We start from the raw sequence: 26,754 nt of genomic DNA, 5'->3' as shown, positions 1-26,754 counted from the left end.
ATAATGTCAGGAGACCTCATGAACACCCAGACCACCGCACGCCGGGCCTCGCAAGGAGCTGCCACCGCCGTCACGCCGACCACCATCGCCATTCCCCAGGCCGACCTCGACGATCTCCACGAGCGCCTGGACCGCGTGCGCTTCACCGACGAGCTCCCCGGCGCCGGCTCGGACTACGGGGTCAGCCTGGCCCTGGTCCAGGAGTGGACCGAGTACTGGCGGACCGTGTTCGACTGGCGCCGGGTGGAGCAGCGGTTGAACGCCTACCCGCAGTTCACCACCGAGATCGACGGCCAGAACATCCACTTCCTGCAGGTCCGGTCCGGACGCCCGGATGCGGTCGGCCTGATCCTCACCCACGGCTGGCCCGGTTCGGTGCTGGAGTTCCTGGACGTGATCGACCCGCTGGTCGCGGCCGGGTATGACGTGGTGATCCCGTCGGTCCCAGGCTTCGGCTTCTCCGGGCCCACCACCGAGCGTGGCTGGAACGTGCACCGGATCGCTGGCGCCTGGGTGGAGCTGATGGCCCGGCTCGGCTACCAGCGTTACGGTGCCGCCGGCAACGATGGCGGATCGTTGATCTCCCCCGAGGTGGGCCGGCTCGATCCGGAGCACGTGATCGGGGTGCACGTGAGCCAGCTGTTCTCCTTCCCATCGGGCGACCCGGCGGAGCTGGCGGACCTGACCGCCGAGGAGCAGGCAGGCATCGAGCACCTCACCTGGTTCTGGGAGAACATGGGGGCGTTCAACATGATGCTCTCCCAAGCCCCGCAGACCGTGGCGCACGCGCTCGCCGACTCCCCGGTGGGGCTACTCGGCTGGAACGGGCAGCTGCTGATCGGTGTGGACGCCGAGTTCGCGGTCGCGAACGTGGCGCTGTACTGGCTGACCGGCACGACCGGCTCCTCGATCCGGCTGTACTACGAGATGTCGAAGGCCGAGCAGCAGGCGTCCGGGCCCACCACGGTGCCGACGGCGTTGGCCGGCTCGACCAACGACTTCTTGTCCATCCGCCGGTTCGCCGATCGAGACCACGCGAACATCGTGCGCTGGAACGTCTACGACACTCCGGGGCACTATGCCGCGCACCAGGCTCCGCAGGTGCTGGCCGCGGACATGGTCGAGTTCTACGACTCGCTGGTATGAGAAGGCGGCTGGCCTCCACCGCGGCTCAGAACACCTGCTCGCTGCGGTGGTAGGCCAGCCCCTGCGCGTCCCACAGCGGAGCGTGCGCGCGCAGCCGACCCGCGAAGCCGTCCCAGTCCCGGTCCTCCTGCGCGGACCAGCCGACCTCGGCCACTGCGGCCAGCCGGGGCAGCAGCATGGTGAACAGGTCGTCCTCGGTGATGATCCACTCGGTCCAGATCGCGGCCTCGACGCCTTCGATCGCCGCGGACGGGAGGTCGTCCACGTGGGCTGCGGGGTCCCAGTCGTAGGAGTCGCGCACCTCGACGTAGCCCGCCCAGTGCTGCCCGAGCGGGAATCCCTCGTAGTACTGCATGTCCAGGTAGACGCGGTTGCCCGGGCTGAGCACCACCCGGGTGCCGGCACGAGCTGCGGCCGCGATCGGCGCCGGGTCGGCGTTCGAGTCCCACAGCTGCAGGATCGTCCCCATCGGCAGCTCCGCTCCCGCCGCCTCGCCCCAGAACGTGGGCAGACTCCCGGCCCGGATCGCGGCGTCCGCCAGGTGCTCCACGAATGCCTCGTACTCCGCCCGCGGCATGGTGTGCACCTCGTCCCCACCGACGTGCAAGGATCCGCCGGTCAGCTTGACCAGCGCCTGGAGGACATCGTCGATGAACGGTGCGGTGGCCGGGTTGTCCAGGGAGAGCTTGGAGAAGCCCACCTCGGTGCCGCGGTAGGCCTCGGCGGGCTCCCCGGTCTCGGTGAGCGCGCCGATCGCATGCTGGGCGGCGTTCACATGCCCGGGCATGTCGATCTCTGGCACCACGGCGATTCCGCGGGCCTCGGCATAGTGCACCAGCTGGGCGAACTCGTCCACGCTCAGGTACCCACCGGGGCCCTGGCCCACCTGGGTGCGACCGGAGATCTCGGTCAGCTCGGGGCGGTCCGGGATCTCGATCCGCCAGCCCTGGTCGTCGGACAGGTGCAGGTGCAGCACGTTCAGCTTGTACGCGGCCATCAGGTCGATGACCTTCATCAGCGTGGGCACCCCGAAGAAGTGCCGGGTGATGTCGACCATCAGCCCGCGGTGGGCCAGTCGGGGCCGGTCCTCGATGGTCACCGCAGGAACCTGCCCGCGCGGCGCGCCGGGCAGATCCAGCTCGCTCAGCTGCGCGAGCGTGGCCAGTCCGCGCAGCAGGCCTGACCTGGTCCCGGTGAGCTCTACGCGAGTGCCACCGGTGCGCAGCAGGTACGCTTCGCCGTCGGGATCGAGGCCGTCCTCCTCGTCCCGCTCCTCCAGCACGACGACGGAGCGTGGGCTGGTCTGCTCCGCCGAGGGGGCGCCGTCGCCGGCTTCCGGCGTGGGCAGGCCGAGGACCGAGGCGGCGACCGTGGCCAGGTCTTGCTCGGCCACCAGACGCGTGGCGGCATCCAGGACCACCGGTGCTTCCTCGTGCTCGGTGATCGACGTGGGCAGGGGCACGAGCGGCAGGGTCACGCGGGCGTCTCCTTCGGCGAACAGGTGTGGTCTCCGCCTCACGCTACCGCCTGCGCTCGTCGCTGCCGCTCAGCCGGCGGCGCGGCCCAGCCGCCAATAGCCGGAGAAGGTGACGCGGTCCTTGCCCACGCCACGCTCGCGGACCAGGTGCCGCCGGGCTCCGGTCGCCAGGCCCGCCTCCCCGACGGCGAACCCCTGCAGGTCTTCGGCGTCCAGGTCGAGCGCGGCGAGCGTGGACAACGCCACCGACCCGGGCGTGGCACCGGGGTCTCGCTCCAGCCAGTGCACGCTCATCCCCGCCGGCGGGAGGAGCTGCTGCCGGTCGGCCGGGTCGTACAGCTCGATCAGGGCGTGCCCGACCGCATCGCGGGGCATGTCGCGCAGGATGCCGGCAACGGCGGGCAGCCCGCTCTCATCGGCGACCAGCACGGTCTGGGCCGCAGGCAGCGGCTGCCAGCCGCAGCCCTGGTCGATCAGCGCCGCGTGCGTGCCGGGCTCGACCTCGGCGGCCCAGGGGCCGGCGGTCCCCTCGCTGCCGTGGACGAGGAAGTCGACGTCCAGCTCGAGCGGGTCGGTGCGGAACTGGCGGACCGTGTAGTTGCGGATCACCGGTCGGGTCCCCTTCGGCAGGCTGAGGTATTTCAGGTAGCCGCCGAAGCCGAAGGTGGCCGGGAGGTTGTCGAACCGGTCGTCATGGTGCACCCCGATCGCGAGCCGGAACCACTGGTCGAAACCCCGGTAATCGAAGCGCGCCAGGCCCGCCCCACCGAAGGTCACCCGCGTCATGTGCGGGGTGACCCGTTCGCTGCGCAGCACCTCGACCTGCACCAGGCCGGACGCCGCGTGAGTGACGGTGATGTTGCTCATGACCTTCGCAATCGCTGGAAGATTAGGTAAGGCTAACCATAGCGCGTCAGAATGCTTCGCGGTCTCGGCCCGGTGCCCCGCGATCGGCGGTCTACGCTGGTGTGATGAACTCCAACGCCGAGACTGCAGGTGGCACCTACGTGGAGCCCGGGCAGGAGTACACCCGGGACACCCGTTACATCGAGACCCGGATCACCGCCGATGGCCGCGACGGCTATCCGGTGGAACCCGGGCGGTACCGCCTGGTGGCCGCCCGAGCCTGCCCGTGGGCGAACCGGGCGATCATCGTGCGTCGGCTGCTCGGCCTGGAGGACGCCCTCTCCATGGGTCTGACCGGGCCGACTCATGACGCCCGCTCCTGGACCTTCGATCTGGATCCGGGCGGGGTGGACCCGGTGCTCGGTATCGAGCGGCTGCAGGAGGCCTACTTCCGGCGGGTGCCGGACTACCCGCGCGGGATTACCGTGCCGGCGATCGTGGACGTGCCCAGCGGCGCGGTGGCGACCAACGACTTCGCCCAGATGACGCTGGACCTGTCCACCGAGTGGACCGCGTTCCACCGCGAGGGCGCACCCGAGCTGTATCCGGAGCACCTGCGGGCGGAGATCGACGAGGTGGCGGACCTGGTCTACCGGGATGTGAACAACGGCGTGTACCGGTGCGGGTTCGCCGGGTCGCAACGCTCCTACAACCATGCCTACGACCGGCTGTTCACCCGGCTGGACTGGCTCAGCGACCGGCTCTCCACGCAGCGCTACCTGGTCGGGGACACGATCACCGAGGCCGATGTGCGGCTGTTCACCACGCTCGCCCGGTTCGACGCCGTCTACCACGGGCACTTCAAGTGCAACCGGTCCAAGCTGAGCGAGATGGACGTGCTGTGGGCGTACGCCCGCGACCTGTTCACCACCCCCGGCTTCGGGGATACGGTGGACTTCGCCCAGATCAAGGAGCACTACTACGTGGTGCACCAGGACGTGAACCCGAGCCAAATCGTGCCCCAGGGTCCGGACCTGACGAACTGGTTGGAGCCGCACTTCCGGGAACAGCTCGGCGGGCGACCGTTCGGCGACGGCACCCCGCCCGGCCCGGTCCGCGACGGTGAGCAGGTGCCGGCGGAGGCGACGCCGCTGCGCTGAGCGCCCTGAGGTCGGCACCCGCCGGTGCTGGCGCAAAACCCTCAGCTCTGCAAGTATTTGATTCACCGGGGGGCAGGTTCGAGCGAACTCGTCACGGCAGCGGGGGTTGAGGTGGACATCGACGTCGACGGCGTCGCACAACAGGTCTCGACCGGCAGGCTGCCGGGGTGGGACCGGGTAGAAGCGCTGGTGCGCGAGGCGCACCAGACCTACTCCTCCGCCACTGCCGGAGCGGTCGCGGACTACATCCCGGTGCTCGCCGCCGCCGACCCGGAGCTGTTCGGCCTGTGCGTGGCCGAGGTCGACGGCGGGCTGCACCAGGTGGGCGATGCGGAGGTGACGTTCTCCATCCAGTCCATCTCCAAGGCGTTCGTGTATGCACTCGTCTGCGAGACGTTCGGGCACGAAGAGGTGCTGGAGCGGGTGGGTGTGAACAACACCGGGCTGGCGTTCAACTCGGTGATGGCGGTGGAGCTGAACGGCGGCCATCCACGCAATCCGATGGTCAATGCCGGCGCGATCGCCACCACGGCGATGATGCCGGGTGCCACCCCGGCGGAGCAGTGGCAGCAGATCCGGGACGGGCTCTCTCGCTTCGCCGGCCACCCGCTGGAGCTGGACGAGGAGGTCTACCGCTCCGAAGCGGCCACGAACCTGCGCAACCGGGCGATCGGGCGACTCCTGCAGAGTTACGGACGGATCGCCGTCGACCCGCTCGAGGTGGTGGACACCTACACCCGGCAGTGCTCCCTGCGGGTGAGCGCACGCGACCTGGCGGTGATGGGTGCCACGCTGGCCGACGGCGGCGTGAACCCGCTCACCGGCGAACGCGTGGTCTCGGCGCAGGTATGCACGGACACCCTGGCGGTGCTCGCCTCCACCGGGATGTATGAGAACTCCGGCGAGTGGCTGTTCGAGATCGGCCTGCCCGCGAAGTCCGGTGTGTCCGGCGGGATCGTGGCCATCGCACCGGGCAAAGGTGCGCTCGGCACGTTCTCGCCCCGACTGGATGCCGCGGGCAACAGCGTGCGCGGCCAGCGTGCGGCCGCCCACCTGTCCCGCACCCTCGGCCTGAACGTCTTTGCGTCAACCGCCCGCAGCCCCGAACGGCAGGAGCAGGATCGATGACCACGACGGCACCCCAGCCCGCGACCGGCGAGGAGGAGAAGCGCTCCTGGGTCCCGATGGTGGGCTTGTTCCTCGCTCAGGTGCTGATGTCCTTCAACGTTGCCGCGCTGCCGGTGTCCTTGGGCGGGATGGTGGAGGATTTCGGTGTCCCGCCCACTGTGGTCAGCTCCACGATCGTGGTCTACGGGCTCGCCGTCGCCGCGCTGGTGATGACCGGAGCCAAGCTCGGCCAGCGAGTGGGCTGGGTGCTGATGTTCCGCGTGGTGGTGGCGATTTTCGCCTGCTCCTCGCTGCTGATGATCCTCTCGCCCACTGTTGGCTGGGCGATTGCCGGCCAAGCGCTGGCGGGCGCATCGGCGGCGATCATCGTGCCGGCGCTGGTCGCGCTGATCGCGGAGAACTACCGCGGTGCCCAGCAGGCCACGGCGATCGGCACACTCGGCTCAGCGCGGGCGATCTCCGGGATGAGCGCGTTCTTCATCGGGGGTGCGCTCGGCACGCTGGTGGGCTGGCGGCCGGTGTTCGCCATCGTGCTCGGCCTGGCGGTGCTGGTGTTCGTGTTCAGCTTCCGGCTGCGCGGAGACCGCGGCGATGCCGGGATCCGGATCGATCTGGTGGCCTCGGTCCTGATCGGCGGCGCGATCGTGCTGCTCACCCTCGGCTTCAACAACCTGAATGCCTGGGGGATGTTCACCGCGACCCCCGGTGCGCCGTTCCACCTGGTCGGCCTCTCCCCCGCCCCGGTGTTCATCGTGCTCGGGATCGTGCTCGGTCAGACATTCTTCTGGTGGACCCGGCGCCGGATGGCCAGCGGTAAGACCCCGCTGGTGGACCTGAGCGTGCTCGGCGAGCCGAGTGAGCGGGCCGCGGTGTATGCGATGTTCATCGTGGTGTCCTTGGAAGCCGCGCTGAACTTCACCGTGCCGCTGTATATCCAGATCGTGCAGGGCCGTACGCCGTTCGACACGTCGCTGGCGATGATGCCGTTCAACCTCACGGTGTTCATCACGGCGACCCTGATCGTGCGGTTCTACTCCAAGTACAGCCCGCGCACGATCGGGGTCTTCTCGTTCACGCTGACCACGGCGGCGCTGGTGTGGCTGTCCTTCGTGGTGACGAACAACTGGGAGACGCTCGCGACGATCGGTGGGCTGATCGTCTTCGGGATCGGCCAGGGCGCACTGGTCACGCTGGTGTTCAACGTGCTGGTCACCGCTGCGCCGAAGGAGCTCGCCGGGGATGTCGGCTCGATCCGCGGCACCACCCAGAACCTCGCCTCCGCGGTAGGGACCGCACTGGTGGGGGCACTGCTGGTGACGATCCTCAGCGTGAACATCGGGCGGGCGGTCGCCGAGCACGTCGAGCTACCGGAGGAGCTGGTGGCCCAGGTGAACCTCGACGACGTGAACTTCGTCTCCAACGACGAACTGCGCACGGTGCTGTCGGAAACCAGCGCCGACGACGCGCAGGTCGAGGCCGCGGTCCAGGTGAACGAAGAGGCGCGACTGACTGCCCTCAAGCGCGGGCTGCTGATACTGGCGGGGATCAGCGCGACGGCCATCCTGCCGGCGAGCCGGCTGCCGCGCTACCGTCCGGACGAGATTCCGGATCCGGCGCCAGTGGCTGCGGCGCCGCCGAAGTAGGCGAGCCGGGCGCGGTCGCTCCGGGGCCGCGGGCGGGGTGGCCCCCGACCGGGGGCTGCCTGCGGGGTGACTGCCGCTCGGGGCAGCGGGCGCACCGGTCAGTACGGTGCTGGACCCGTCAGCGGCAGCTGCAGCGGTCTGATTCGGCGACTCCCGCGAGCGCTTCCTCGACGTGATCGCCACAGCCTTCCCAGGTGGGCTTGTAGCAGGTGGAGCAAGTGACGCGTCGGCACATAAATTCTCCTAAGATCGGAACCGGCATCGATTCTATCGATCCCGGCGCGGTGAGAAGGCTCACGAGGGTGGCCTCGATGTCGAGATCCGGCGAATCTTCGACATCGAGGTCACCCTCGCGGGTCTGGTCAGGCCGATGGGGTGATGGGCTCGGCAGCCTCGGTCGCGGGCACAGTCGCCGCGTCGGCTTCCACAAGTTCCTCAACACCCGCAGGCGTCTCGCCCTCCGCCGCTTCCTCGGCTGCCGCCGGCTCCTCGGCCTCGACCGGCGCGATCCGGGCCGCCCGCAGCAGCGCCGCCGCGCAGGCCACCAGCACCACGCAGGCCACCAGCAGCGGAATCCGGTAGTCCACCAGTGTCGCCAGTCCGGCACCGACGGCGATCGAGGCGATCTGCGGCACATTCATCGCTAAGTTCGTTGCCGCTGCCGTACGGCCCTGCAGCCGGGCTGGAGTGAGGCGTTGCCGGGTGGTCACCAAGGCCACCACCATCCACGGGATGGCCGCGCCCGCGGCGAACACCGCCACGATCATCGCCGGAAGGAGCGCCGACCCGAGCACCTCGCCTGCGGCGACCAGCGCTGAGATCCCGAGCACGCCGAGGCTGGTACCGACCACGCGTTGCGGTCCCCACCGGCGCAGCATCCGCGCGGAGGTCACCCCGCCGAGGATCGATCCGGCCCCCTGGATGCTGGCGAGCACGCCGAAGAACGCCGACGGCATACCGAGCCCGTGCTCGATCACCTCGAACAGCATGGTGTCGAAGAAGCCGACCACACCGAAGGCGACTGCCGTCACAGTGACGATCTGCCAGAGCACCGGCACGGAGCGTAGGTGCCGGAACCCGGCTGTGGTCTGACTCCAGAAGGACGTCGATTCTCGCTCCGGCTCGGACTCCTTCGCCCGAACGGTGGCCAGCACGATCGCCGTGATCACCAGCAGTGTCGCGACTCCTAGACCGAGCGCCTGGCCACCCCAGAGCACATACAGGCCGGCACCGAACATCGGGGTGACGATCCGCAGGCCCTGGTCGATCGTGGACAAGATCGAATTCGCCTCGTCGAGCTTGTCATCCGGCAGCAGGTCACGGAGTAGGCCAGACAGCGCCGACCCGTTCAGGATTCCCAGGGCGCCATAGACCACGGTGACGGCATACAGCAGCCAGATCGTCGAGACATCCTCCACCAGCACCAGGGAGGCGGCTGCCCCGGCCGCAACCAGGTTGGCGACGACCATCAGCGACTTGCGGTGTACCCGGTCCACGAGCAGACCGAGCAACGGCACGAACAGGGCCGGCGCGCCAAGGGCGAAGAACACCATCCCGGCCGCGGCAGAGCTGCCGGTGAGATCTTTCGCCCAGATGGCCAGGGTGAGGAACAGGGCGGAGTCGGCCAGGTTACCGATCGACCAGCCACCGAGCAGGCGGCGAAAGGTGCCGATCCGCAGGAGATCCTTCATGAGTCGGCTCCTTCGCCGGTGTCGCCGGTGTCGCCGGTGTCGTCGGTGTCGTCGGTCGAGATGTCGTCAGTGGTCGTGTCAGCGGCGTCTGCGCCAGCGGCGCCGGGGTCATCGCCGGCGCCGGCCTCCCCGGCTGCCTGCACCAGATAGGTGGTGCTGTACATCCGCACCGGGCGGCCATCGGCAGGCCGCTGTTCGGGGTGGTCCCAGCGCCCGGTGTACTCGTTGACGATCTCCGCGATCCTGGTGCCGATGTCGCGCGCCTCATCAGGGGTCAGGAACATGGTGGCGCCGGTGGTGGCCAGCGCACCGCGCCAGTCCGGTGGGTCCGTTCGTGCGGCAGCCTGACGGATCCGCTCGAACTCCCACTCCCGGAACGAGCTGTCCAGTGCGGTGGCCGCCCCGGCGAGGTCGGAGTCGTCGTCCGTGGGCTTCTCCCAGCTCTGCCGGATGTCCAGCACCTGCCAGGGCCGCTGCCTTCCACTGTGCCCGGGCACCCGTTCGATGAAGCCCGCCTCGGCAAGCGTGCGCAGGTGGAAGGAACAGTTCGACGGCGTGCTCCCCACCAGCGGGGCCAGGTCGCTCGCCGTAGCGCTCCCGATGATCGCGAGCCGCTCGAAGAGCTCGATCCGCAGCGGGTGGGCCAGGGCACGCATCGCACGAGCGTCGGTCAGCTTCATAGCAGCCACCGTAGACCTGAAAGCCTTCTTTCGCAATACTCCTTTCAGATTGAGTTCACCCCACTGCGCCACACCTCGCCAGCACCTGCACGCCACGCCGGCCTCGCAACGCCTCGCTAGCGCCAACCAGGGTGTGATAACCGTCGGAATCGGCCAGGTTTGCGACGGAAACCTCACCCGGCAGTTGACGGGGGGCTGCTCAAGTCAGCGGGGTTGATGGGCGCGGGGCTGCTCAAGTCGGCGAGATCGACGGGCGCGCACCGTCCAGACCGGCGCGGGATGGCGGCGGCGCGGGCTGCTCAGCGGCCGAGAACCTCGGCGAGGAAGCCGGCGGCCGCGGGCGCCAGCCGGCCCGGCCGGCGCCAGATGGCGTGCAGCGTTCGGCGCAGGTCCACGTCCGCCAGCTCCACCTCGACCAGCCGCCGGTCGCGCAGCTCACCGGCAACCGCCAGCTCGCTGAGCACTGCCGGATAGCCGCCGGATGCCACCTCGACCTTCACCGCAGCGTTCGAGTCCAGCTCCAGCGCCGGTTGCACCGGGGTGCCGAGTGCGCGGCTGAGCGCCTCCCGCGTCCCCGACCCGTCCTCCCGGGAGGCCAGCGCCAAGGCGAGGAGATCCTCCCGGCCGAGGCTGCGCCGTCGGCGGGCGAGCGGGTGGCTGGGCCCGACCACCAGCGTGAGCCGGTCCGCCCCCACCTTGCGCCGGGCCAAGTCACTGGGCACCACCGGGGTCTCGATGAAGCCGAGGTCGATCTCCCGGGCGCGCAGCGCGGCGACCACGTCCCGGGAATTCATCACCTGCAGCCGTACCGCGCGATCCGGCCGGCTGCGGCGGTGCGCGGCCAGCCACGCTGGCATCAGGTACTCCCCCACCGTCTGACTGGCGGCGATACTCAGCCGCGCCTCCCGCCGGGTCGCCAGGGCCTCCGACCCGGTGAGCAACACATCCGCGGCATCCACCACCGCGCACGCCCAGTCGGTGACCGCCCGGCCATCGGCGGTGAGCTCGGCGCCGCGGGTGCGCCGGTCGAGCAGTTCCAGGCCGAGGCGGCGCTCCAGGTCCTTCATCCGCGCGCTGGCCGAGGGCTGACTGATCCCGGCCCCGCGCGCGGCGGCGGAGATGCTGCCATGCTCGGCCACTGCGACCAGCAGCCGCAGCCCTTCCAGGGTGACGTCGCCACTCATCCCTTCGCCCGCACCTCCTCCCCGACCATAGCCTGAGCCTATAGGTATCTCACCAACCGGTAGGTACCGGACCACCCGCGATGTTGTCACCATCGAAGGCGTGCCTGAGGACTTCGACCGCGCGAGTGCGCCCGCCGCCCGCCGCCGCCCCCAGCCGGGCACCGTCGCCGGACTGGTGCTGTGCGTGCTGCTGGCGGCGATCGCTACCGCACTGGGCACGCTGGCCCCGGTGGTGGGCGCGCCGGTCATCGGCGTGCTCGCCGGGGTTCTGGTCGCCGCGGCCACCCGAGGGCAGCGCCGTGACGTCTGGGCTCCCGGCCTCCGCCTTGCCAGCACCTGGGGGCTGCAGATCGCCGTGGTGCTGCTCGGGGCGCAGCTCAGCCTCGGCGAGGTGGCCGACGCCGGCGCACAGTCGCTGCCGGTGCTGCTGGGCACACTGGCCGCCTGCCTGGTCGGCGCCGCGCTGATCGGCCGGGCGCTGCGGGTCGAGAGCGACCTGCGCACCCTCATCGGGGTGGGCACCGCGATCTGTGGCGCATCCGCCATCGCTGCCATCACCCCGGTCCTGCGGCCCAAAGCCGGCACTGTCGCCTACGCGATGTCCACGATCTTCGCCTTCAACGTGGCCGCTGTGCTGATCTTCCCCACGCTCGGGCATCTGCTCGGGATGAGCCCGGAGGCGTTCGGGGTCTTCGCCGGCACGGCGGTGAACGACACCTCCTCCGTGGTGGCCGCCGCCACGGCATTCGGCGACGGCGCCGCGCACACGGCGATCGTCGTCAAGCTCACCCGGACGCTGGCGATCATCCCTGTCTGCCTGGCGCTGACCTATCTCGTGGCCCGGCGCGAGGCCCGCGCACGCACAGCGCAGGGCGAGGCGAACGGCCCGGCCGAGCTCCGCCGTCGCCCTCTCTACCGGCTGGTGCCGTGGTTCCTGGTGGGGTTCGTGCTGGTCACCGCGGTGAACACGCTCGGCTGGATCCCGGGCGGCGTGCAGAGCACCCTCGGCGGGCTCTCCTCGTTCCTGATCACGACGGCGTTGGTCGCCATCGGGCTGTCCACGGACCTTCCCGGACTGCGCCGGGCAGGGGCGCGCCCGTTGCTGCTGGGAGCGTTGCTCTGGGCGGTGGTGGCGGGCACCAGCCTGGGACTACAGGCGCTCACCGGGACGCTCTGAGCTCAGCCGTCAGCGGACTCCGCCGCGCGCAGGTGCGCGGCGCGGGCCATGGCGCTCAGCCCCTGGGCGAGCGCCCGGAGGTCGGTCAGCGCCATCCGGTCCATCACCTCGCGGCCGATTCGCCAGCCCGCTTCGTGCACGCTCGCCACCAGCTGCTCACCGGTGGTGGTGAGGGCGACCAGCCGGACCCGGCGGTCCCGGTCGTCGCTGCGCCGTTCGAGCATGCCGCGCTCAACCAGCCGGTCCACCATGCCGGAGACCGTCGGGGTGGACACCGCCAGATCATCGGCGAGCTCGTGGCCACTGGTCGGACCGTCGCGGTGCAGCACCACCATCAACTTGATCTGCTGCATGGTCAGCGTGGCATCGAACAGCTCGGACAGGTCCTCGCTGAGCAGCACCCGAGCCGCCTGCTCGTGAGCGGTGAGCACCCGCTCGATGAGTTCGTCCCGCTGGTCCACGTGATACCTTCGCCTAGCACTAATCATTAGCCTTCGGCTAACTACCTTGTGCCGCTCACTCTCCCACATCCGGAGCCCTGATGTCCGCACTCGCTCGCTTCAGCCTGGCCAACCGCGCCCTGGTGGCCCTTGCCACGATCATGGCGGTGCTCGCCGGGCTGTGGTCCACCACGGCGCTGAAGCAAGAGCTGATGCCCTCGCTGAACCTGCCGATCGTCGCGGCGATCACCAGCTACCCCGGCGCCTCCCCCGAGGTGGTGGAGCAACAGGTGACCGACACCGTGGAGCAGGCGGCGGGTGCAGTCACCGGGCTGGAGCAGACCACCTCCACCTCGAGCGCGAACATGTCAGTGGTGATGCTCGAGCTGGAGTACGGCACGGATGTCACCAACGCTCAGCAGGAGCTGCAGGCCGCGGTCAGCCGGATGTCGAACACGCTGCCGGAGGATGCGGATACGCAGGTGATCAGTGGCGGCGTGGACGACCTGCCGGTGATCCAGCTGTCCGTGGCCGCAACCGAGGACCCGGACGCTGCGATCGAGGTGCTGCGCACCGCGATCATCCCCGAGATCGAGCGGATCGACGGCGTCCGGGACGTCCAGCTGACCGGTGTGCGCGACCGTCAGGTCACCATCGATGTGGACCCCGCCGCGATGGCTGCCGCCGGGATCACCCCGGACGCCGTACAGGGTGCACTGCAGGCGAACGGGGTGGTGGTCCCCGGTGGTGAGATCACTGAGGACCAGCAGACCATGTCGGTGCAGACCGGCGGCGAGCTCGGATCGGCCGAGGACGTCGCGGACGTCCCGATCCCCAGCGAGTCGGGGCCGGTGCCGCTGGCGGAGATCGCCGAGGTCAGTGCCGAACGTGTCGCACCGACATCGTTCACCCGCACCGACGGCGAGCAGGCCTTCGGGATCGCAGTCACCAAGACTCCGGACGGCAACACGGTCGACATCTCCGAAGCGGTCCAGGAACGGTTGACCGAGTTCGAGGCGTCCCTCGGTGACGGCGGTTCGGTCACCGTGATCTTCGACCAGGCGCCGTTCATCGAGCAGTCGGTGGAGGACCTGACCGTGGAAGGCCTGCTCGGACTGGTCTTCGCCGTGATCATCATCCTGCTCTTCCTGCGCAAGATCCGGCCCACCACGGTCACCGCGCTGTCCATCCCGCTCTCCCTCCTGGTGGCACTGATCGGGCTGAAGGTGGTGGGCTTCTCCCTCAACCTGTTCACCCTGGCTGCGTTGACCGTCTCGATCGGGCGGGTGGTGGACGACTCGATCGTGGTGATCGAGAACATCAGCCGACATCTGAGCTACGGCAAGACCCGGGCCCGAGCGATCATCGATGCGGTCCGGGAGGTGGCCGGGGCGATCACCGCCTCGACCATCGCCACCGCCGCAGTGTTCGTGCCGATGGGCCTGGTGGGCGGAATGGTCGGCGAGCTGTTCCGGCCATTCGCGTTCACCATTGCGCTGGCTCTGCTGGCCTCGCTGCTGGTGGCCCTGACGATCGTGCCGACGTTGGCGTACTGGTTCGTGCGCCCGCCCGCCGACGGAGCCCTGAGCGAGGAGGCTCGAGCCGCGGCGGAGGAGAAGGAGCGCCGCACCCTGCTGCAGCGGTCCTACCTGCGGATGCTGCGCGGTGGGTTGGCGCGGCCGTGGGTCGCGATCGTGGCCGCTGTGGTGGTGATGGCCGGGACCGCGGGGATGGCCACCCAGCTGAAGACCGACTTCATCGGCGACACCGGGGAAAACACCCTGAGTGTGAGCCAGGAACTGCCAGCCGGCACTTCCCTGGCGGCAGCCGACGAGGCCGCCACCGCTGTGGAGGAGGTGCTCGCCGATCTGCCCGGGGTGGAGACCTACCAGGTGACCGGCGGCTCCGGCGACAGCTCGATGGCGTTCTTCGGCAGCAGCGGAAGCACCACCTTCTCGATCACCCTGGAGCTGGATGCGGACGCCGCGGCGGTGGAGGAGCAGCTGCGCGGCGAGCTGGAGCAGCTCGACGACGCCGGCACCCTGACCGTGGCCACCGGGATGTCCGCCGGCTTCATGAGCGGTCTGGAGGTGATCGTCTCCGGAGCGGACGGCCAAGCAGTCGACGAGGCGTCGGCGCAGGTGCTGGAGGCGGTCCAAGGCATCGACGGCGCCACGGACGTGATCTCGAACCTCGCCGCGGAACTGCCGACGGTCACCGTGGATGTGGATCGGGAGGCTGCGGCGGCACTCGGGCTCACCGAGGCACAGATCGGCCAGACGGTCTCGGGTGCGCTGCAGGGCACCACCGTGGGTTCGCTGAACACCGATACCGGTCGCGAAGAGATCGTGATGCATGTGGGCGAGGTGCCGGCCGACCGGGGCGAGATCGAGGCGCTCGAGCTGACCGGCCCGGCCGGCAGCGTGCCGCTCTCGGAGGTGGCCGAGGTCACCGTGGTGGACCAGCCGGTGGAGATCACCCGGGCCGACGGGCTGCGCAGCGTCACCGTGACGGCGACTGCCACTGCCGAGGACCTCGGTGCGGTGACCGCCGATCTGCAGACGGCTCTGGACGAGGTGCAACTGCCGGAAGGGGTGAACGCGGAGATCGGTGGGGTCAGTGCCGACCAGGAGGAGGCCTTCGGTCAGCTCGGGCTGGCCCTGCTGGCCTCGATCCTGATCGTCTACCTGGTGATGGTGGCGACGTTCAACTCACTGATCCAGCCGCTGATCCTGCTGGTGTCCGTACCGTTCGCCGCCACCGGCGCGGTGGCGCTGCTGCTGGCCACCGGCACGGCGTTGGGTGTCGCGGCGCTGATCGGTGCGCTCATGCTGGTGGGGGTGGTGGTCACCAATGCCATCGTGCTCATCGACCTGATCAACCAGTATCGCAAGCAAGGCATGGGTCTGGCTGAGGCGATCGCCGAGGGCGGCCGACACCGGCTGCAGCCGATTCTGATGACCGCGGCGGCGACGATCGGCGCCCTGACTCCGATGGCGATCGGGCTGACCGGGGGCAGCGCGTTCATCTCCCAGCCGCTCGCGCTGGTGGTGATCGGCGGTCTGGTCACCTCGACATTCCTCACGCTGCTGCTCGTCCCGGTGCTCTACCTGCTGGTGGAGCGCCGCGGTGAGCGGCGACGCACCCAGGAGCGAGCGGCTGGTGGCGAAGCACCTGGTGGCGCTGGCGGTGCAGGTGGCGCGGGCGGTGCGGAGGCCGAGGCCGCCGACGGCGCCGCGGAAGCGGGCAGCGGACCGGCCAGCGAGGTGGACAGCTCGTCGGAAGACCGCGATGGAGGGACGGCGACCGCATCACGGAGCGGACGGCACGCAGCGCGCTGACCGATCCTTCCTAGCCGCACCTTCCCGACCGTCCGACGCAAGTCCGGCCCCTGACCGTCCGACGCAAGTCCGGCCCCTGACCGTCCGACGCGAGTCCGGCCCGGTCCGGTCCGTCACCCACTGACTCGCGCCCTTCGGCGGGCAGCACCCCGCTGCTCAGAATGGAGGTGGCGGATCCGGTCTCGCGGGTGGCGGATCCGGTCTCGTGGGCGGCGAGTCAGGCCCCGCGGATGTTCGCTCGGTACCGCGCAATGGTGCGGCACTGCCTCGCGACGGCGGCCCGGCACTCCGCCGTGGTCCAGCGCGTGACCGGCTCCGCTGGCGACTCACCCCCGGTCGCTCCTGCTGACCCGCAGTGGGCAGCCCGGATTCGCTGGGGCAGCGGTGTCGGTAGCGGTTGGCGGCGCCTTCTTCGGTGAGGTCGGGGAGGAGGTGGGTGCCGTGGGCATCGACGAGGTAGGTGGCCCCCGACGGGGCGCGCCAGTAGTAGCTGCCGGGGTGGACCATCACATAGGCCCACCGCCGGGCGGTCTTGACCCGGTGATGGCGGCGGCATAACGGCGCGAGGTTGCAGGCGCAGGTCGGACCCTGGGGGTAGGGGGTGACGTGGTCCAGGTCGCAGGAGCGTACCGGGGTGTGGCAGTGCGGGAAGATGCACTCGGTGTCGCGGTAGGAGACTTGGGCTCGGATCCGGTCGGGAATCTCATAGGTACCCACCGGGTGGTGGTCAGCGATATCCAGGACGGGCTGGACCTTGACCTTCGCTCCGGCGCACCAGGCCTTGATCTGATCCACACTGACAGGGGCGAGGGTGTTCTCACACCGTCCCACCCGCTCCAGGCCACCGATCGCGTTCTCGCTCAGGTGCAGCACCAGCAGCACCTGCCGACGCGAACCCGGCGCAACCGGCACAGTACCGATCGGACCCGTACCGCCCGGGCCGGTAGCGATCGGGCCGGTAGGCGTTCCGGGGGCCGCGGGTAGGCCAAACGCCGCACCCTGGCCGGGCCGCTCGCCCTGGCCGGGCCGCTCGCCCTGGCCGGGCCGCTCGGTCTGGCCGGGCTGCTCGCTCTGGCCGGTGCCCTCGGTGCTGGTGGCGCTGGGCGGGTCGCCGACCGGCAGCGCCACCTCACCGCGGGCGAGCATCCCCAACGCCTTCGCCCGCCGCGCCCCTAACGGCTCACTCGATCCTGCATCCGCCAATCGCTGCGCCAGATCCCGGATCGCATGCTCGACATCGAGCGCATCAGCAGCCTCGAGAATGCCCTCGGCACCGATCAGCCCGATACCGCTGGAGTCACTGCCCGTGAACAGGTAGTCGCCGTTCCCCGCATCGCGCAGGTGCACATCGAAGCCACGGTCGTCCTCGACCGGCTCAGCATCCCGCGGATCATCCTCGGTATCCGCAGCCTCCTCCTCGAAACGGTGGCGCTCGATCGCCGCCTGTACGCACCGGTCCACCAGCGCCCACGAGCACGAGCCGACCACGCTGACCAACTCGGCGTCGACGTCCGCCGCAGCGACCCAGGCGAGTCTGATCGTCTTCTCCGCCACGCGGAGCCCTCGCCAAAGTGCGACCTCACCGCCGCGGATCCGAGCCCAGACAAGCGGCAACCGGTAGGCCAGCTCACACACCCCACCCACCAGGCGAGTCGCTGAGACCACACTGCGACGCAACGTCACCGCCAGATCCACCAGCGCGAGGTCGGAGACCATCGGCGCACCCTCACCGGCAATCGCCACCGGACGTCCCGTCGGTGGCCCTTCCAGCGGACCACCTGTGCGCGCCCGCCCGAGGAACTCCTCGACTTCGGCCTCGGCATAGGGATCAAGCCCGGCGTCCAACTCCGCCGAGCTCAGGTCGGCGAACGGGGCCATCTCCTGCTCCTCGACCCAGTCCAGCAACGTCTCCGCCCGCGCCAGCAGCCCCTCGTCGATCCCGGACTCGATCGCGACCAGATCAGACAGCACGCTGCCCTCACCCGGGAGGTGACCCGGGAGCGTCGAGAGCGGCTGTGCGACCATGAAATCAGTCAAGCACCGACCACTGACACTGATGACAGACGGCGAGAAATCAACGAAAACTCGACCTCCGCCGTCAGTGTGATGTGCTGGTCGCGGGGCGATAGGCCTTCGCTCGTCGAGCGCCGCCACCACCGCCCGAGCAGCCAGGAGGCCAGCCAGCCAACCCGCCAACCCGCCAACCCGCCAACCCGCCAACGGCGAGCATGCAACTAGTCGTCGCGATGCCCCGGCAGGTGAGCGTGCTCGCCGTCCTGGTCGAAGATGGTGAGGATCTCTACGGCGCCCTCATGAGCCTCGATCGCGTGTGGCGTCATGGTGGAGAATTCCGCCGCCTGCCCCTCCTGGACGAGGATCGTTCGGGTGCCGAGCTGGAGCCGCACCGTTCCGCTGAGCACGGTGAACCACTCATAACCGGGGTGTACCTGCGGCCCGCGCTGTTCTCGCTCCTCAGTGATCCGCATCTTGGCGATCGTGACTCCCCGGCGGTCGCGCTCCCGCGAGAGCAACCAGAGCGTGGTGCCACCGCTGGACTCGGGTTCGGGGCGAATGACGACGTCCTCATTGCCCTCCGGTTCGACGAGCTGATCGAGCGAGGTGCCGAGCGCCCTGGCGATGCTGACGAGCTGCTCGAGTGCGAGGCGTTGCTGGCCGGTCTCGATCCGGCTCAGCGTGGACGGGGAGAGGTAGCAGCGCCGGGCGAGGGTGTCGAGCGTCCAGCCCCGCGCTAGCCGCAGCCCGCGGATGCGGTAACGAACGATGGCTTCGGTCTCTTCTTGCGTCATATGCAAGATCGTATCCTCTTACCGCAATATTGAGTATCGTTCTCGATATGAGTCAACGCCACACACATTCCCCGCATCCCGGTCAGGAGCCCTGGCACGACCTTCCCGCAGGCCTCGCGGAGCACCTCGAGCGCGAAGCAAGGCTGAGTACCCCGATCCTGGACAAAGCGCTCACCGCGGCAGCCACCGCATTGGCGACCACCCCCACGACCATCGTTGATCTCGGCGCCGGGACCGGCGCCGGAACGATCGCCCTTGCCACGCGATTCCCGGAGGCGCGTATTCACAGCCTGGACGTCTCGGCGGAACTACTCGAGCGACTCCGCACCGCCGCGGCGGCAGCCGATGTGGCAGACAGAGTCCACAGCCACCAGGTCGACCTCGACGGCGACTGGCCGGCGGCACTACCCGCTGAGGTGGACCTGGTCTGGGCGGCACTGTCGTTGCACCACGTCGCCGATCCCGCGAAGGTACTGCGGCAAGCAGGTGCGGCCCTGCGCCCTGGGGGCGTGCTGGTCCTCACGGAGCTGTCCGGTACAGAAACGTTCGAGCCGGCGGACCTGGGTAGCGGCCGTCCGGGTCTGGACGACCGTCTCCTGAGTGCACCGACAGGGCACAGCCATCCCGCGGCCACGGACTGGACGGGTGCGCTCGCTGAAGCCGGGTTCGCTCCCGTCCAGCACCACGAACACACCTTCGCCGCGTCCGGCCAGTCGCCGGACGGAGCCCGTTACCTGATGACGCGGCTCCAGGCCCACCGCGACCAGCTGGTCGATGACGCGTCCAGCGATGACCGAGCAGCTGTTGATGGCGCCATCGACGCACTCGATGCGGGCACGTCCGACCTCTCGTTCACTGCTGGTCGGGCGGTGTGGGTGGCCACTCGCCCGGAGCCTGCCCGCGAGCAGGTGGAGGCCGAGGTCGTGGTCGTCGGTGGTGGCTCCGCGGGGTTGGCAGCCGCCGTTGCGCTCGCCCGCTCGCGACGCGACGTCGTCGTGATCGATGCCGGGCAGCCGCGAAACGCTCCGGCCGAGGGTGCGCACAACGTGCTCGGCAATGAGGGGATCTCTCCGCTGGACCTTCTCGCGCGCGGGCGCGCGGAGGCGCACGCCTATGGTGTGCGGTTCATGTCCGGGCATGCCACCGCAGCCTCCGGCGCTGTCGATGACTTCACGATCGAGGTCGACGGCGGTTCCCACCTGGTCCACGCTCGTCGCCTCGTCCTCGCGACCGGCCTCGTCGATGATCTCCCGGATGTTCCCGGCGTAGCACAGGCATGGGGGCACACGGTGCTGCACTGCCCCTTCTGCCATGGCTGGGAGGTTCGTGATCAGCGCATCGCGATCCTGGCCCGCGACGAGGTAGCGGTCCACCAGGCGCTGCTGTTCCGCCAGCTCAGCGAGCAGGTCACACTGTTCCTGCACCAGGCGGCAGAGCCCACCGAGGAACAGTGGGAGCAGTTGGCCGCTCTGGACGTCTCCGTAGTGCGGCCCCGCGTCGAGCGCCTCGTCGTTGACGGCACGCAGGTCCGAGCGGTGGAGATCGAAGGCGGGCGGACCTTCGAGGCCGATGCCGTAGTCATCGCGCCGAAGTTCCACGCGCGGACCGAGTTGTTCGAAGGGCTCGGTGGTGAGCCGACGGCGACGCCGTTCGGCCGTCAGATCCAGGCCGACCAGCGCGGCATGACCGCGATCCCGGGGGTCTGGGCCATCGGCAACGCCAGCGAACCGATGGCCATGCTGATGACTGCGACAGCAGCGGGCGTGACGGCGGGAGCGGCCGTCCACGGCGACCTCGCCTTCAGCGACCTCGGCCGCGCCGTCCAGGCACGCCGAGTCCGACGGTGATCGATCGCAACGAGCGAGTGCCGGCGGCCTGCACGACCCGGGAACACTGATCGGGAAGGTCCCGACCATGCATTACTATACGAGACGTGCCGTATAGTAATAAGGTGAACGAGTCACCCCGTCGTGGTCGCCCCCGAGATGAGCACCTGCAGGAACGCATCGTCGAGGCGGTGAACTCGCTCCTGGCGGAGCAGGGCTACGACGGTGTCACCTTCGAAGCGGTCGCTCGCCGGTGTGGCGCGTCCAAGGCGAGCCTGTACCGACGGTGGTCGGCGAAGCGGGACATGGTGATCGCTGCGATCAAGGCAGGACCGGCGCGGCACAACACCGCTGACCGGATCGACACCGGGACCCTGCGCGGAGACCTGCTGGCGCTGTGCCGCCGGCTCGATCGCACCCTGCGCGCGGCCGACAGCCAGACCGCGATGCTCCTGCTCCAGGCGGGCCTGGAGGATCCGGAACTGTGCGACGCCATCGAGACCGCAGTGGGACCCACTGGCGCCCGGCTGCCGGTCGAGATGCTCGAGGCCGCCGCAGCGCGCGGGGAACTACCGCCCGGCGTCCGCCCCTTCGGGTTCGAGGAGGTGGTCGGTGCGGCCCTGCTCCTCCGCCGGGTGAACGGCCTGCTCGTCGATGACACCTATCTCGCCGCCCTCATCGACACGATCGTGCTGCCGGCACTGCACGCCAGCGCCGAGAGCCGCGGCCCGCTTCCCGCCGGAATCTTCTCCGGCGACCCGTCCAGCCTTTCCCAGCCAAGCCCAGCATCGTGATCACAGGAGAACCCATGAACGCTCTGACCATCGACGGCTTCACCTCCCGCACTCTGCCCGGAGCAGGCGACGTCCAGATCCAGGTGGCCGTCGGTGGCAACGGGCCGGCCGTGGTGCTCCTGCACGGCTTCCCCCAGACGCACTACATGTGGCGGCACGTCGCCCGGCAGCTCGCCAGCACACACACGGTCATCGTTCCGGACCTGCGCGGCTACGGCCGCAGCGACAAGCCTGCCGAAGACGGGCCGCAGACCTACTCCAAACGCACCATGGCCAACGACGTCGTGAACATCACCGGGGCTCTCGGCTTCGACCACTTCGGCCTGATCGGCCACGACCGCGGAGCCCTGGTGGCCGTACGCGCCGGCCTGGACCACCCGGAGACCATCGACTACCTCGGCATCCTCGATGTGCTGCCGACCCTGGACACCTGGTCCGTTCTACACGGGGTGGACGCCAAGGTCGCCTGGCACCTCTACCTGATGGCGCAGCCGGTGGGCCTGCCCGAGAAGATGATCGCCGCCGTCGCCCCCGAGTTCTTCGCCTCCTTCCTGGACACCTGGGACACCGACGGGTCGACCTTCACCGCGCAGGAGCGCGACTACTACATCGACAGCGCGGTCGCCGCCGTCGACTCGATCGTGGCCGACTACCGCGCCTCCGCCGGCATCGACCTCGACATGGACCGGGCCGACCGGGCCGACGGCAGACAGCTGGCCATGCCGGTGGGCGTCATCTCTCAGGACTGGGGTGCGCAGCTCGGATTCGACGCCGCAGCGCTCTGGCGGGCCTGGGCGCCGGACCTGACCTATAAGGCGACCGCATCCGGGCACTTCATGGCCGAAGAGAACCCCGGGGAGGTCGCCACCTTCATCACCACCCTGGCCCGGCGTCAGGCCGCCACCCCGCCTGCGACCAGCGCCGCGCGCTAAGTCGAGCGATCGGTCCGCGCCGTGCTCGGCCAGGCGCGTTCAGAGGAGGCCGCGTACCACCGGGGTGAGCCCGGCGGCCAGGTCCCGGTTGTCCTGCTCACTGAAGTGGATCCCATCCACACCGTTGGTGGCCGTCGCCTCACCGGCATCGAAGAATGCGACCCCGGTGAAGTCCGCGAGCGCCCGATACAGGCCGGGCAGCGCGAGGGTCTTCTCCCGGCCCCCGGCGAAGATCTCGGCGAACCAGGGATGCGGCATCGGCGCCAGTGGCGGTGGGCTGACCAGGAGCACCTGCGGAGCAGGATAGCTGGTGCCCACTCCCCCGGCCGAGGCGGCCACCTGACCGAGCAGCGTCGAGACGCCGGCGGCGATCTGCACCGGAGTGCGGTCCAGGTACGCCTTGGCGTCATTGGTGCCGAGCATGAGGATCACCAGGTCCAGCGGCAGGTGGGAGGCGAGCAGGCTGGGCAGGTGGTCCTGGGCGAACAGGCGGGGATCGGTCGGGTCCGGACCGGCAGCCACCCGGGCGGAGAGCCCTTCCTCGATCACCGCCACCTCGGCGCCCAGCTCGGCCGCCAGGAGTCCGGTCCAGCGCTGATCGGGGCCGTAGCGCCAGCTGGGTGCGCCACCCTCGACCGGTACCCACCCCCAAGTGAGGGAGTCGCCGAAACACATGATCCTGCGCGAGGCCGTCATTGCCGCTCCATCCTGATCGTCAACTGAGACAGGCAGCGCCGGTCGTCCGGCCGTCGCCGCTGATCACCACACCGTATCCGGGCGCCGAGGGGCCCTCCGGCGCCGGGTCTCAGTCCCCACAGGTCAGTCCGCTGGTGAGCGCCTCCAGGTTGGCCGTCATCGCCGTCAGGTAGTCCCCCTCGGCGGGCGGGCTCTCCAGTGGATCAAGCACTGCGGTATCGACGTCGAGCTCGGCGGCCAGCTGTTCGGTCACCCGTGGCGAGGCGATCGTCTCGAAGTACAGCGTGCGCACTTCGTGGTCGCGGACCAGCTCCCCCACCTCGCGCACCCGGGCCGGCGATGTCTCGACCTCGGGGTCGATCCCGGCGATACCTTCCTGTTGCAGCCCGTACCGGTCGGCGAGATAGCCGAACGCCTCGTGCGAGGTGATCAGCACGGCACCTTGGCATGCGGCCAGCTCGTCGCTGTAGTGCTGGTCCAGCTCGGCGAGCTCGGCCACCAGCTCCTCGGCCCGCGCCGCGTACTCCTGCGCATGGTCGGGGTCGGCGGCACCCAGCTGCTCGGCCACCTCCGTCGCCACCGGCTCCAGCAGCGTCGGATCGAGCCAGAAGTGCGGATCACGACTCTCGGCCGTGTCACCGGTGAGGCCGGCCGCCGCCATGGCATCGATCACATCCTCCGGGGCCTGGGTGGCGATCGCCTCGTCCACTGCCGCCTGCAGTCCGGCGCTGTAGACGACCAGATCCGCCTGGTCGAGCTGCATGATCTGCGCCGGGGACAGCTCTAGGCTGTGCGGATCGCCTCCGGCCGGAGTCAGGCTCTCCACCTCGACCTCCGGTCCACCCACCTCTTCGGCGACGAACACCAACGGGTAGAACGAGGCGAGAACGGAAGTTCCGCCGTCGCCGGTATCTCCTGGAGTGCACGCCGCTGCGCCGAGCAGGCCGGCGACCGCCACCAGGGCGGCCGCCGGCCGGAGACGGTCAGTCATCGTGGCCGTGGTCCTCGTGCTCGTGCTCGTGGTCCCCGTGCTCGTGGTCCTCGTGCTCGTGCTCGTCCTCGTGCTCGTGACCGGCGTCGCCACCGTCACCGTGCTCATGCTCGTGGTCCTCGTGCTCGTGGCCGGCGTCGCCACCGTCACCGTGCTCAGCGGCCTCGGCGTCCCCGCTGATCAGTGCCAGCTCGTTGCCGGCCACGGGCAGCTGCGCGCTGTTCCACACTTCGCCGCTCTCCAGGTCGACGGCGTAGATCGCCTGGGCGTTCGGGTCACTCACGTAGGCGGTTCCGCCGCCGACGGCGATCGTGGGCCGGGGCTGCTGCCACTCACCCGGCTCTTCCCACGCCTCGATCACCGGGATCGAACGCTCCAGCTCACCGGCCTCCGGGTCGATCACGTGGATCGCACCGTCGGTGCCGAGCACGAGCGCCTCGCCGTCGTCACCGCGGGCCAGGGAGCGGAAGGAGTAGGAGGCCGGGAGCTCCACCAGCGAGACCTCCGCGGTGCGCGTGTCGATCAGAGACACCTGGGTGGGCCGCTCCAGCTCGGCATCCGGGTCGCTCTTGTAGTCCCCGAGCACGATCGGCGAGTTCGGGGCGGCGGCCTGGTTGCCGATCCGGCCGTAGTCGTCCGGGCTGTCGGCGTGGGTGATCTGCCCGTCGCGGTAGACCAACGCACCGTCCTCACAGCCGGCCACGACTGCGCCGTCGGCAGCCACCTCGGCGCCGTGGACTCCGGGGCAGTCATCGGAGGCTGCGATCTCTGCACCCTCGGCGTCCAGCACCAGGAGGCTGCTGCGCTCCTCCTCCGTACCTTCGGTGACCACCAGGGAGTCGTCTTCGAGAGCGATGGCCACGCCGTGGTGCGGCGCGGGCGTGACGTACTCGCGCAGCACGGACCCCTCGGGACCGGCCGCGATCTGCGCCGCATCCAGCACCGTGACCGCCCCGGTGCCGTCGTCGAACAACGACACCTGTCCGTCGTGGCTGATCACGTGCCCGGGAGCCTCGGCCGCGTAGGTGATGTCGGTGAGCTCCGGGGCGGCGGTGTAGTAGTGCGAGTGGTCGCCGTGCGGTTCGGCCCATGCTCCGGCGTCGAGCAGTTGGAAGCCACCGCCGGTGGAGACCAGGGCATGCCGGCCGTTGCCGGCAGTGTTCAGGCGGAGGAAGCCGTCGGCAGGCAGGTCCCCCACGGTCTCAAGGGTGGTGGCGTCGAGCACCTGGATTCCGCCGTCGTAGCTGAGCAGCAGACGGGGGCTGACCGCGGCCACCTCGGCGGGCTCCGCGGCCTGCTCGGTCTCGGCTGGGCCGGCCCCGCCGGCGGGGTCCGGTTGTTCGGCACAGGCTGCGAGGACGAACGGTGCCAGAGCGAACAGGGCGATAGCGGTGCCGCGCCGGCGGCTGAGGAGAGATGTGGTGGACATGTGCAATCGGGCCGACAGAACAGTCGGCCCACTCCCTTCCGGTTTGAGTGGTCCGGACATTACCAGTAATGCGAGTCGTTATCATTATCGATATCGAGATGCGGTCAATGCGCAGGCCGACCCCCGCACCCGCGCGCCGTCCGCACCCGCAGCCACCACACCCACACCCGCACCCACACCCACACCCACACCCACACCCGCACACCATCCTCGGCTCGGCGGCCCCCTATCGCCGCGGCTATCGACGTGTACCATTTACACAAGTACTACTTGTATAAACTGACGAGTGCAGTGGAAAGAAGGGCACGATGAGCATCGCGGTTCGGAGCGCGCAGACCACCTGGGCAGGCTCCTTGGCAGCGGGCGTCGGCACGCTGAGCAACAGCAGCAGCGGAGTACTGGACGATCAGAAGGTCACCTGGGCGGCACGCACCGAGGGCCCGGGAGGCAAGACCAGCCCCGAGGAGCTGGCCGCCGCCGCGCACTCCTCCTGCTACTCGATGGCGCTCTCGCTCAAGCTCGGTGAGAACCAGACGCCGGCGCAGCAGCTGACGGTGACGGCGAGCGTCACCTTGGACGAGGTGGACGGCGCACCCACCGTGACCACCTCGGCGCTGCGCGTGCGCGCCCAGGTCCCGGGGCTGGACGAGGCAGGCTTCGCGAAGGTTGTGGACGACGCCTCCGCGCTGTGCCCGATCTCGCGGCTGTTCGCCGGGGCCACCATCACCGTCGACGCCGCACTCGAGACCGCCTGAGGCCAGAAAAGCACGCTGCGGCACCGGGACCTGCGGACGCGCCCCGAGTGCCGCAGCGGCACCTCCCGAAGGAACGACGACTATGCCGGCACCAGCCAGTAACCCTGCGAGCATCTCGATCGGCGAGCTACTCACGCGAGAGCACCGCGAGATCGATGCGGGCATCGAGGCCTTCGTCGCCCGCGCCCGAAACGGCGCCGAGGACGCCACCGGCAACTGGGTCGCCCCGCTCCTGGACGCGATGACCGCGCTGCGGCGGCACATCTACCTCGAGGAGGCCTTCCTCTTCCCGCCGATCCGGGCCGCCGGCCTGATGATGCCGATCATGGTGATGCTGCGCGAACACGGCGAGCTGTGGCGGGCGATGGACCAGCTCGGGGAAGCACTGGAGAGCGGCACTGGGGACTCCTGCCTGCGCCACAATCTCGTCACCCGCTGCGGCACCATGCTCGAACTCCTCGAGGCACACAACAGCAAAGAAGAGCCGATCATCTATAGCCGGGCCGATGTGGACCTGTCCGAGGCTGCACACGCCGAGCTTGCCCGGTTCCTCCGCACCGGCAGCACGCCACCGGGGTGGGTCTGCGAGCGCGCCGCCGGCTGACCGGCAG

The 26,754-nt window shown here is 69.7% G+C and carries 22 protein-coding genes; 11 read left to right on the top strand and 11 right to left on the bottom strand.

All coding sequences use genetic code 11. The features are described from left to right. Positions 1-18: 18 nt before the first annotated feature. Positions 19-1,146: an epoxide hydrolase family protein gene (locus tag FU260_RS05910; protein WP_147916215.1), complete on the top strand. Its 1,128-nt coding sequence runs from the start codon at positions 19-21 to the stop codon at positions 1,144-1,146. Between the two features lie 25 nt (positions 1,147-1,171). On the opposite strand, the gene FU260_RS05905 is transcribed toward FU260_RS05910, so the two are convergent. Then, on the bottom strand, positions 1,172-2,623 hold the full coding sequence (locus FU260_RS05905; protein ID WP_168211671.1) for a family 20 glycosylhydrolase: 1,452 nt from the start codon (positions 2,621-2,623) through the stop codon (positions 1,172-1,174). 69 nt (positions 2,624-2,692) lie between these two features. Continuing rightward, positions 2,693-3,490, bottom strand: a complete 798-nt coding sequence (locus tag FU260_RS05900) for a siderophore-interacting protein (RefSeq protein ID WP_147916213.1) — start codon at positions 3,488-3,490, stop codon at positions 2,693-2,695. Between the two features lie 104 nt (positions 3,491-3,594). Between FU260_RS05900 and FU260_RS05895 the strand changes: the two genes are divergently transcribed. The 3 genes from FU260_RS05895 to FU260_RS05885 all read left to right on the top strand — a co-directional run bounded on the left by FU260_RS05895 (position 3,595) and on the right by FU260_RS05885 (position 7,400). Then, positions 3,595-4,629, top strand: coding sequence for a glutathione S-transferase family protein (locus FU260_RS05895; protein ID WP_147916212.1), 1,035 nt, complete (start codon positions 3,595-3,597; stop codon positions 4,627-4,629). Positions 4,630-4,740: 111 nt separating this feature from the next. Beyond that, positions 4,741-5,757: a glutaminase A gene (gene glsA / locus FU260_RS05890; protein WP_147916211.1), complete on the top strand. Its 1,017-nt coding sequence runs from the start codon at positions 4,741-4,743 to the stop codon at positions 5,755-5,757. Beyond that, entirely contained in the window at positions 5,754-7,400 is a 1,647-nt protein-coding gene (locus FU260_RS05885; RefSeq protein WP_168211670.1) for an MFS transporter, read from the top strand. Before glsA ends, FU260_RS05885 begins: the two co-directional genes overlap by 4 nt. 362 nt (positions 7,401-7,762) lie before the next feature. Here FU260_RS05885 and FU260_RS05875 read toward each other — a convergent pair whose 3' ends face one another. The 3 genes from FU260_RS05875 to FU260_RS05865 all read right to left on the bottom strand — a co-directional run bounded on the left by FU260_RS05875 (position 7,763) and on the right by FU260_RS05865 (position 10,955). Then, complete coding sequence (locus FU260_RS05875) at positions 7,763-9,091, bottom strand: MFS transporter (RefSeq protein ID WP_147916209.1); 1,329 nt, start codon at positions 9,089-9,091, stop codon at positions 7,763-7,765. Then, the gene (locus FU260_RS23790) at positions 9,088-9,771 is read right to left on the bottom strand and encodes an ArsR/SmtB family transcription factor (protein WP_187368370.1); all 684 of its coding nucleotides are present in this window, start codon (positions 9,769-9,771) and stop codon (positions 9,088-9,090) included. The genes FU260_RS05875 and FU260_RS23790 overlap by 4 nt, the downstream gene beginning before the upstream one ends. A gap of 299 nt (positions 9,772-10,070) precedes the next feature. After that, entirely contained in the window at positions 10,071-10,955 is an 885-nt protein-coding gene (locus FU260_RS05865) for a LysR family transcriptional regulator (protein WP_147916208.1), read from the bottom strand. A gap of 100 nt (positions 10,956-11,055) precedes the next feature. Here FU260_RS05865 and FU260_RS05860 point away from each other — a divergent pair, with 100 nt between their 5' ends. Continuing rightward, positions 11,056-12,132, top strand: coding sequence for a YeiH family protein (locus FU260_RS05860; RefSeq protein WP_147916207.1), 1,077 nt, complete (start codon positions 11,056-11,058; stop codon positions 12,130-12,132). Positions 12,133-12,134: 2 nt separating this feature from the next. Here FU260_RS05860 and FU260_RS05855 read toward each other — a convergent pair whose 3' ends face one another. Then, positions 12,135-12,593 carry a MarR family winged helix-turn-helix transcriptional regulator gene (locus FU260_RS05855; RefSeq protein WP_168211669.1) on the bottom strand — a complete coding sequence of 153 codons (459 nt, stop codon included), beginning with the start codon at positions 12,591-12,593 and terminating at the stop codon, positions 12,135-12,137. An 80-nt stretch (positions 12,594-12,673) separates the two neighbouring features. Between FU260_RS05855 and FU260_RS05850 the strand changes: the two genes are divergently transcribed. Further along, a complete protein-coding gene (locus tag FU260_RS05850) occupies positions 12,674-15,913 on the top strand; it encodes an efflux RND transporter permease subunit (protein WP_147916205.1) in 3,240 nt (1,079 codons plus the stop codon). Between the two features lie 156 nt (positions 15,914-16,069). Here the strand turns inward: FU260_RS05850 and FU260_RS05845 are convergent, their stop codons facing one another. Both FU260_RS05845 and FU260_RS05840 read right to left on the bottom strand, forming a co-directional pair. Next, entirely contained in the window at positions 16,070-17,938 is a 1,869-nt protein-coding gene (locus FU260_RS05845) for an HNH endonuclease signature motif containing protein (RefSeq protein ID WP_147916204.1), read from the bottom strand. Between the two features lie 209 nt (positions 17,939-18,147). Continuing rightward, a complete protein-coding gene (locus FU260_RS05840) occupies positions 18,148-18,720 on the bottom strand; it encodes a helix-turn-helix domain-containing protein (protein WP_147916203.1) in 573 nt (190 codons plus the stop codon). 47 nt (positions 18,721-18,767) lie between these two features. Here FU260_RS05840 and FU260_RS05835 point away from each other — a divergent pair, with 47 nt between their 5' ends. From FU260_RS05835 to FU260_RS05825, 3 genes are all read left to right on the top strand, one after another. Then, positions 18,768-20,567 (top strand): FAD-dependent oxidoreductase, encoded by a 1,800-nt coding sequence (locus tag FU260_RS05835; protein WP_147916202.1) that lies wholly within the window; start codon positions 18,768-18,770, stop codon positions 20,565-20,567. A 104-nt stretch (positions 20,568-20,671) separates the two neighbouring features. Then, positions 20,672-21,340 (top strand): TetR/AcrR family transcriptional regulator, encoded by a 669-nt coding sequence (locus FU260_RS05830; RefSeq protein WP_210418211.1) that lies wholly within the window; start codon positions 20,672-20,674, stop codon positions 21,338-21,340. Positions 21,341-21,354: 14 nt separating this feature from the next. Next, positions 21,355-22,272, top strand: a complete 918-nt coding sequence (locus FU260_RS05825; protein WP_147916200.1) for an alpha/beta fold hydrolase — start codon at positions 21,355-21,357, stop codon at positions 22,270-22,272. 39 nt (positions 22,273-22,311) lie between these two features. Here FU260_RS05825 and FU260_RS05820 read toward each other — a convergent pair whose 3' ends face one another. The 3 genes from FU260_RS05820 to aztD all read right to left on the bottom strand — a co-directional run bounded on the left by FU260_RS05820 (position 22,312) and on the right by aztD (position 25,388). Continuing rightward, positions 22,312-22,968, bottom strand: coding sequence for an SGNH/GDSL hydrolase family protein (locus tag FU260_RS05820; RefSeq protein ID WP_147916199.1), 657 nt, complete (start codon positions 22,966-22,968; stop codon positions 22,312-22,314). A 109-nt stretch (positions 22,969-23,077) separates the two neighbouring features. Beyond that, positions 23,078-23,959, bottom strand: a complete 882-nt coding sequence (locus tag FU260_RS05815; protein ID WP_147916198.1) for a metal ABC transporter substrate-binding protein — start codon at positions 23,957-23,959, stop codon at positions 23,078-23,080. Further along, positions 23,952-25,388 carry a zinc metallochaperone AztD gene (aztD, locus tag FU260_RS05810; protein ID WP_147916197.1) on the bottom strand — a complete coding sequence of 479 codons (1,437 nt, stop codon included), beginning with the start codon at positions 25,386-25,388 and terminating at the stop codon, positions 23,952-23,954. The genes FU260_RS05815 and aztD overlap by 8 nt, the downstream gene beginning before the upstream one ends. Before the next feature lie 308 nt (positions 25,389-25,696). On the opposite strand from aztD, the gene FU260_RS05805 reads away from it, so the two are divergent. Next, the gene (locus FU260_RS05805; protein ID WP_147916196.1) at positions 25,697-26,143 is read left to right on the top strand and encodes an OsmC family peroxiredoxin; all 447 of its coding nucleotides are present in this window, start codon (positions 25,697-25,699) and stop codon (positions 26,141-26,143) included. An 82-nt stretch (positions 26,144-26,225) separates the two neighbouring features. Then, a complete protein-coding gene (locus tag FU260_RS05800) occupies positions 26,226-26,747 on the top strand; it encodes a hemerythrin domain-containing protein (RefSeq protein ID WP_147916195.1) in 522 nt (173 codons plus the stop codon). The last annotated feature ends 7 nt before the right edge of the window (positions 26,748-26,754 follow it).

The organism is Ruania zhangjianzhongii, assembly GCF_008000995.1.
Taxonomy (GTDB): Bacteria; Actinomycetota; Actinomycetes; order Actinomycetales; family Beutenbergiaceae; genus Ruania; species Ruania zhangjianzhongii.
This window is presented reverse-complemented; position numbering and strand designations above follow the sequence as displayed.

What these genes read in the sequence shown, in the direction of transcription:
- FU260_RS05850 (WP_147916205.1), top strand. Translation starts at nt 12,674, where the DNA reads ATGTCCGCACTCGCTCGCTTCAGCCTGGCCAACCGCGCCCTGGTGGCC.
- FU260_RS05800 (WP_147916195.1), top strand. Translation starts at nt 26,226, where the DNA reads ATGCCGGCACCAGCCAGTAACCCTGCGAGCATCTCGATCGGCGAGCTA.
- FU260_RS05840 (WP_147916203.1), bottom strand. Translation starts at nt 18,720, where the DNA reads ATGACGCAAGAAGAGACCGAAGCCATCGTTCGTTACCGCATCCGCGGG.
- FU260_RS05835 (WP_147916202.1), top strand. Translation starts at nt 18,768, where the DNA reads ATGAGTCAACGCCACACACATTCCCCGCATCCCGGTCAGGAGCCCTGG.
- FU260_RS05805 (WP_147916196.1), top strand. Translation starts at nt 25,697, where the DNA reads ATGAGCATCGCGGTTCGGAGCGCGCAGACCACCTGGGCAGGCTCCTTG.
- FU260_RS05815 (WP_147916198.1), bottom strand. Translation starts at nt 23,959, where the DNA reads ATGACTGACCGTCTCCGGCCGGCGGCCGCCCTGGTGGCGGTCGCCGGC.
- FU260_RS05895 (WP_147916212.1), top strand. Translation starts at nt 3,595, where the DNA reads ATGAACTCCAACGCCGAGACTGCAGGTGGCACCTACGTGGAGCCCGGG.
- FU260_RS05825 (WP_147916200.1), top strand. Translation starts at nt 21,355, where the DNA reads ATGAACGCTCTGACCATCGACGGCTTCACCTCCCGCACTCTGCCCGGA.
- FU260_RS05845 (WP_147916204.1), bottom strand. Translation starts at nt 17,938, where the DNA reads ATGGTCGCACAGCCGCTCTCGACGCTCCCGGGTCACCTCCCGGGTGAG.
- FU260_RS23790 (WP_187368370.1), bottom strand. Translation starts at nt 9,771, where the DNA reads ATGAAGCTGACCGACGCTCGTGCGATGCGTGCCCTGGCCCACCCGCTG.
- FU260_RS05910 (WP_147916215.1), top strand. Translation starts at nt 19, where the DNA reads ATGAACACCCAGACCACCGCACGCCGGGCCTCGCAAGGAGCTGCCACC.
- FU260_RS05875 (WP_147916209.1), bottom strand. Translation starts at nt 9,091, where the DNA reads ATGAAGGATCTCCTGCGGATCGGCACCTTTCGCCGCCTGCTCGGTGGC.
- FU260_RS05820 (WP_147916199.1), bottom strand. Translation starts at nt 22,968, where the DNA reads ATGACGGCCTCGCGCAGGATCATGTGTTTCGGCGACTCCCTCACTTGG.
- FU260_RS05900 (WP_147916213.1), bottom strand. Translation starts at nt 3,490, where the DNA reads ATGAGCAACATCACCGTCACTCACGCGGCGTCCGGCCTGGTGCAGGTC.
- FU260_RS05865 (WP_147916208.1), bottom strand. Translation starts at nt 10,955, where the DNA reads ATGAGTGGCGACGTCACCCTGGAAGGGCTGCGGCTGCTGGTCGCAGTG.
- aztD (WP_147916197.1), bottom strand. Translation starts at nt 25,388, where the DNA reads ATGTCCACCACATCTCTCCTCAGCCGCCGGCGCGGCACCGCTATCGCC.
- FU260_RS05885 (WP_168211670.1), top strand. Translation starts at nt 5,754, where the DNA reads ATGACCACGACGGCACCCCAGCCCGCGACCGGCGAGGAGGAGAAGCGC.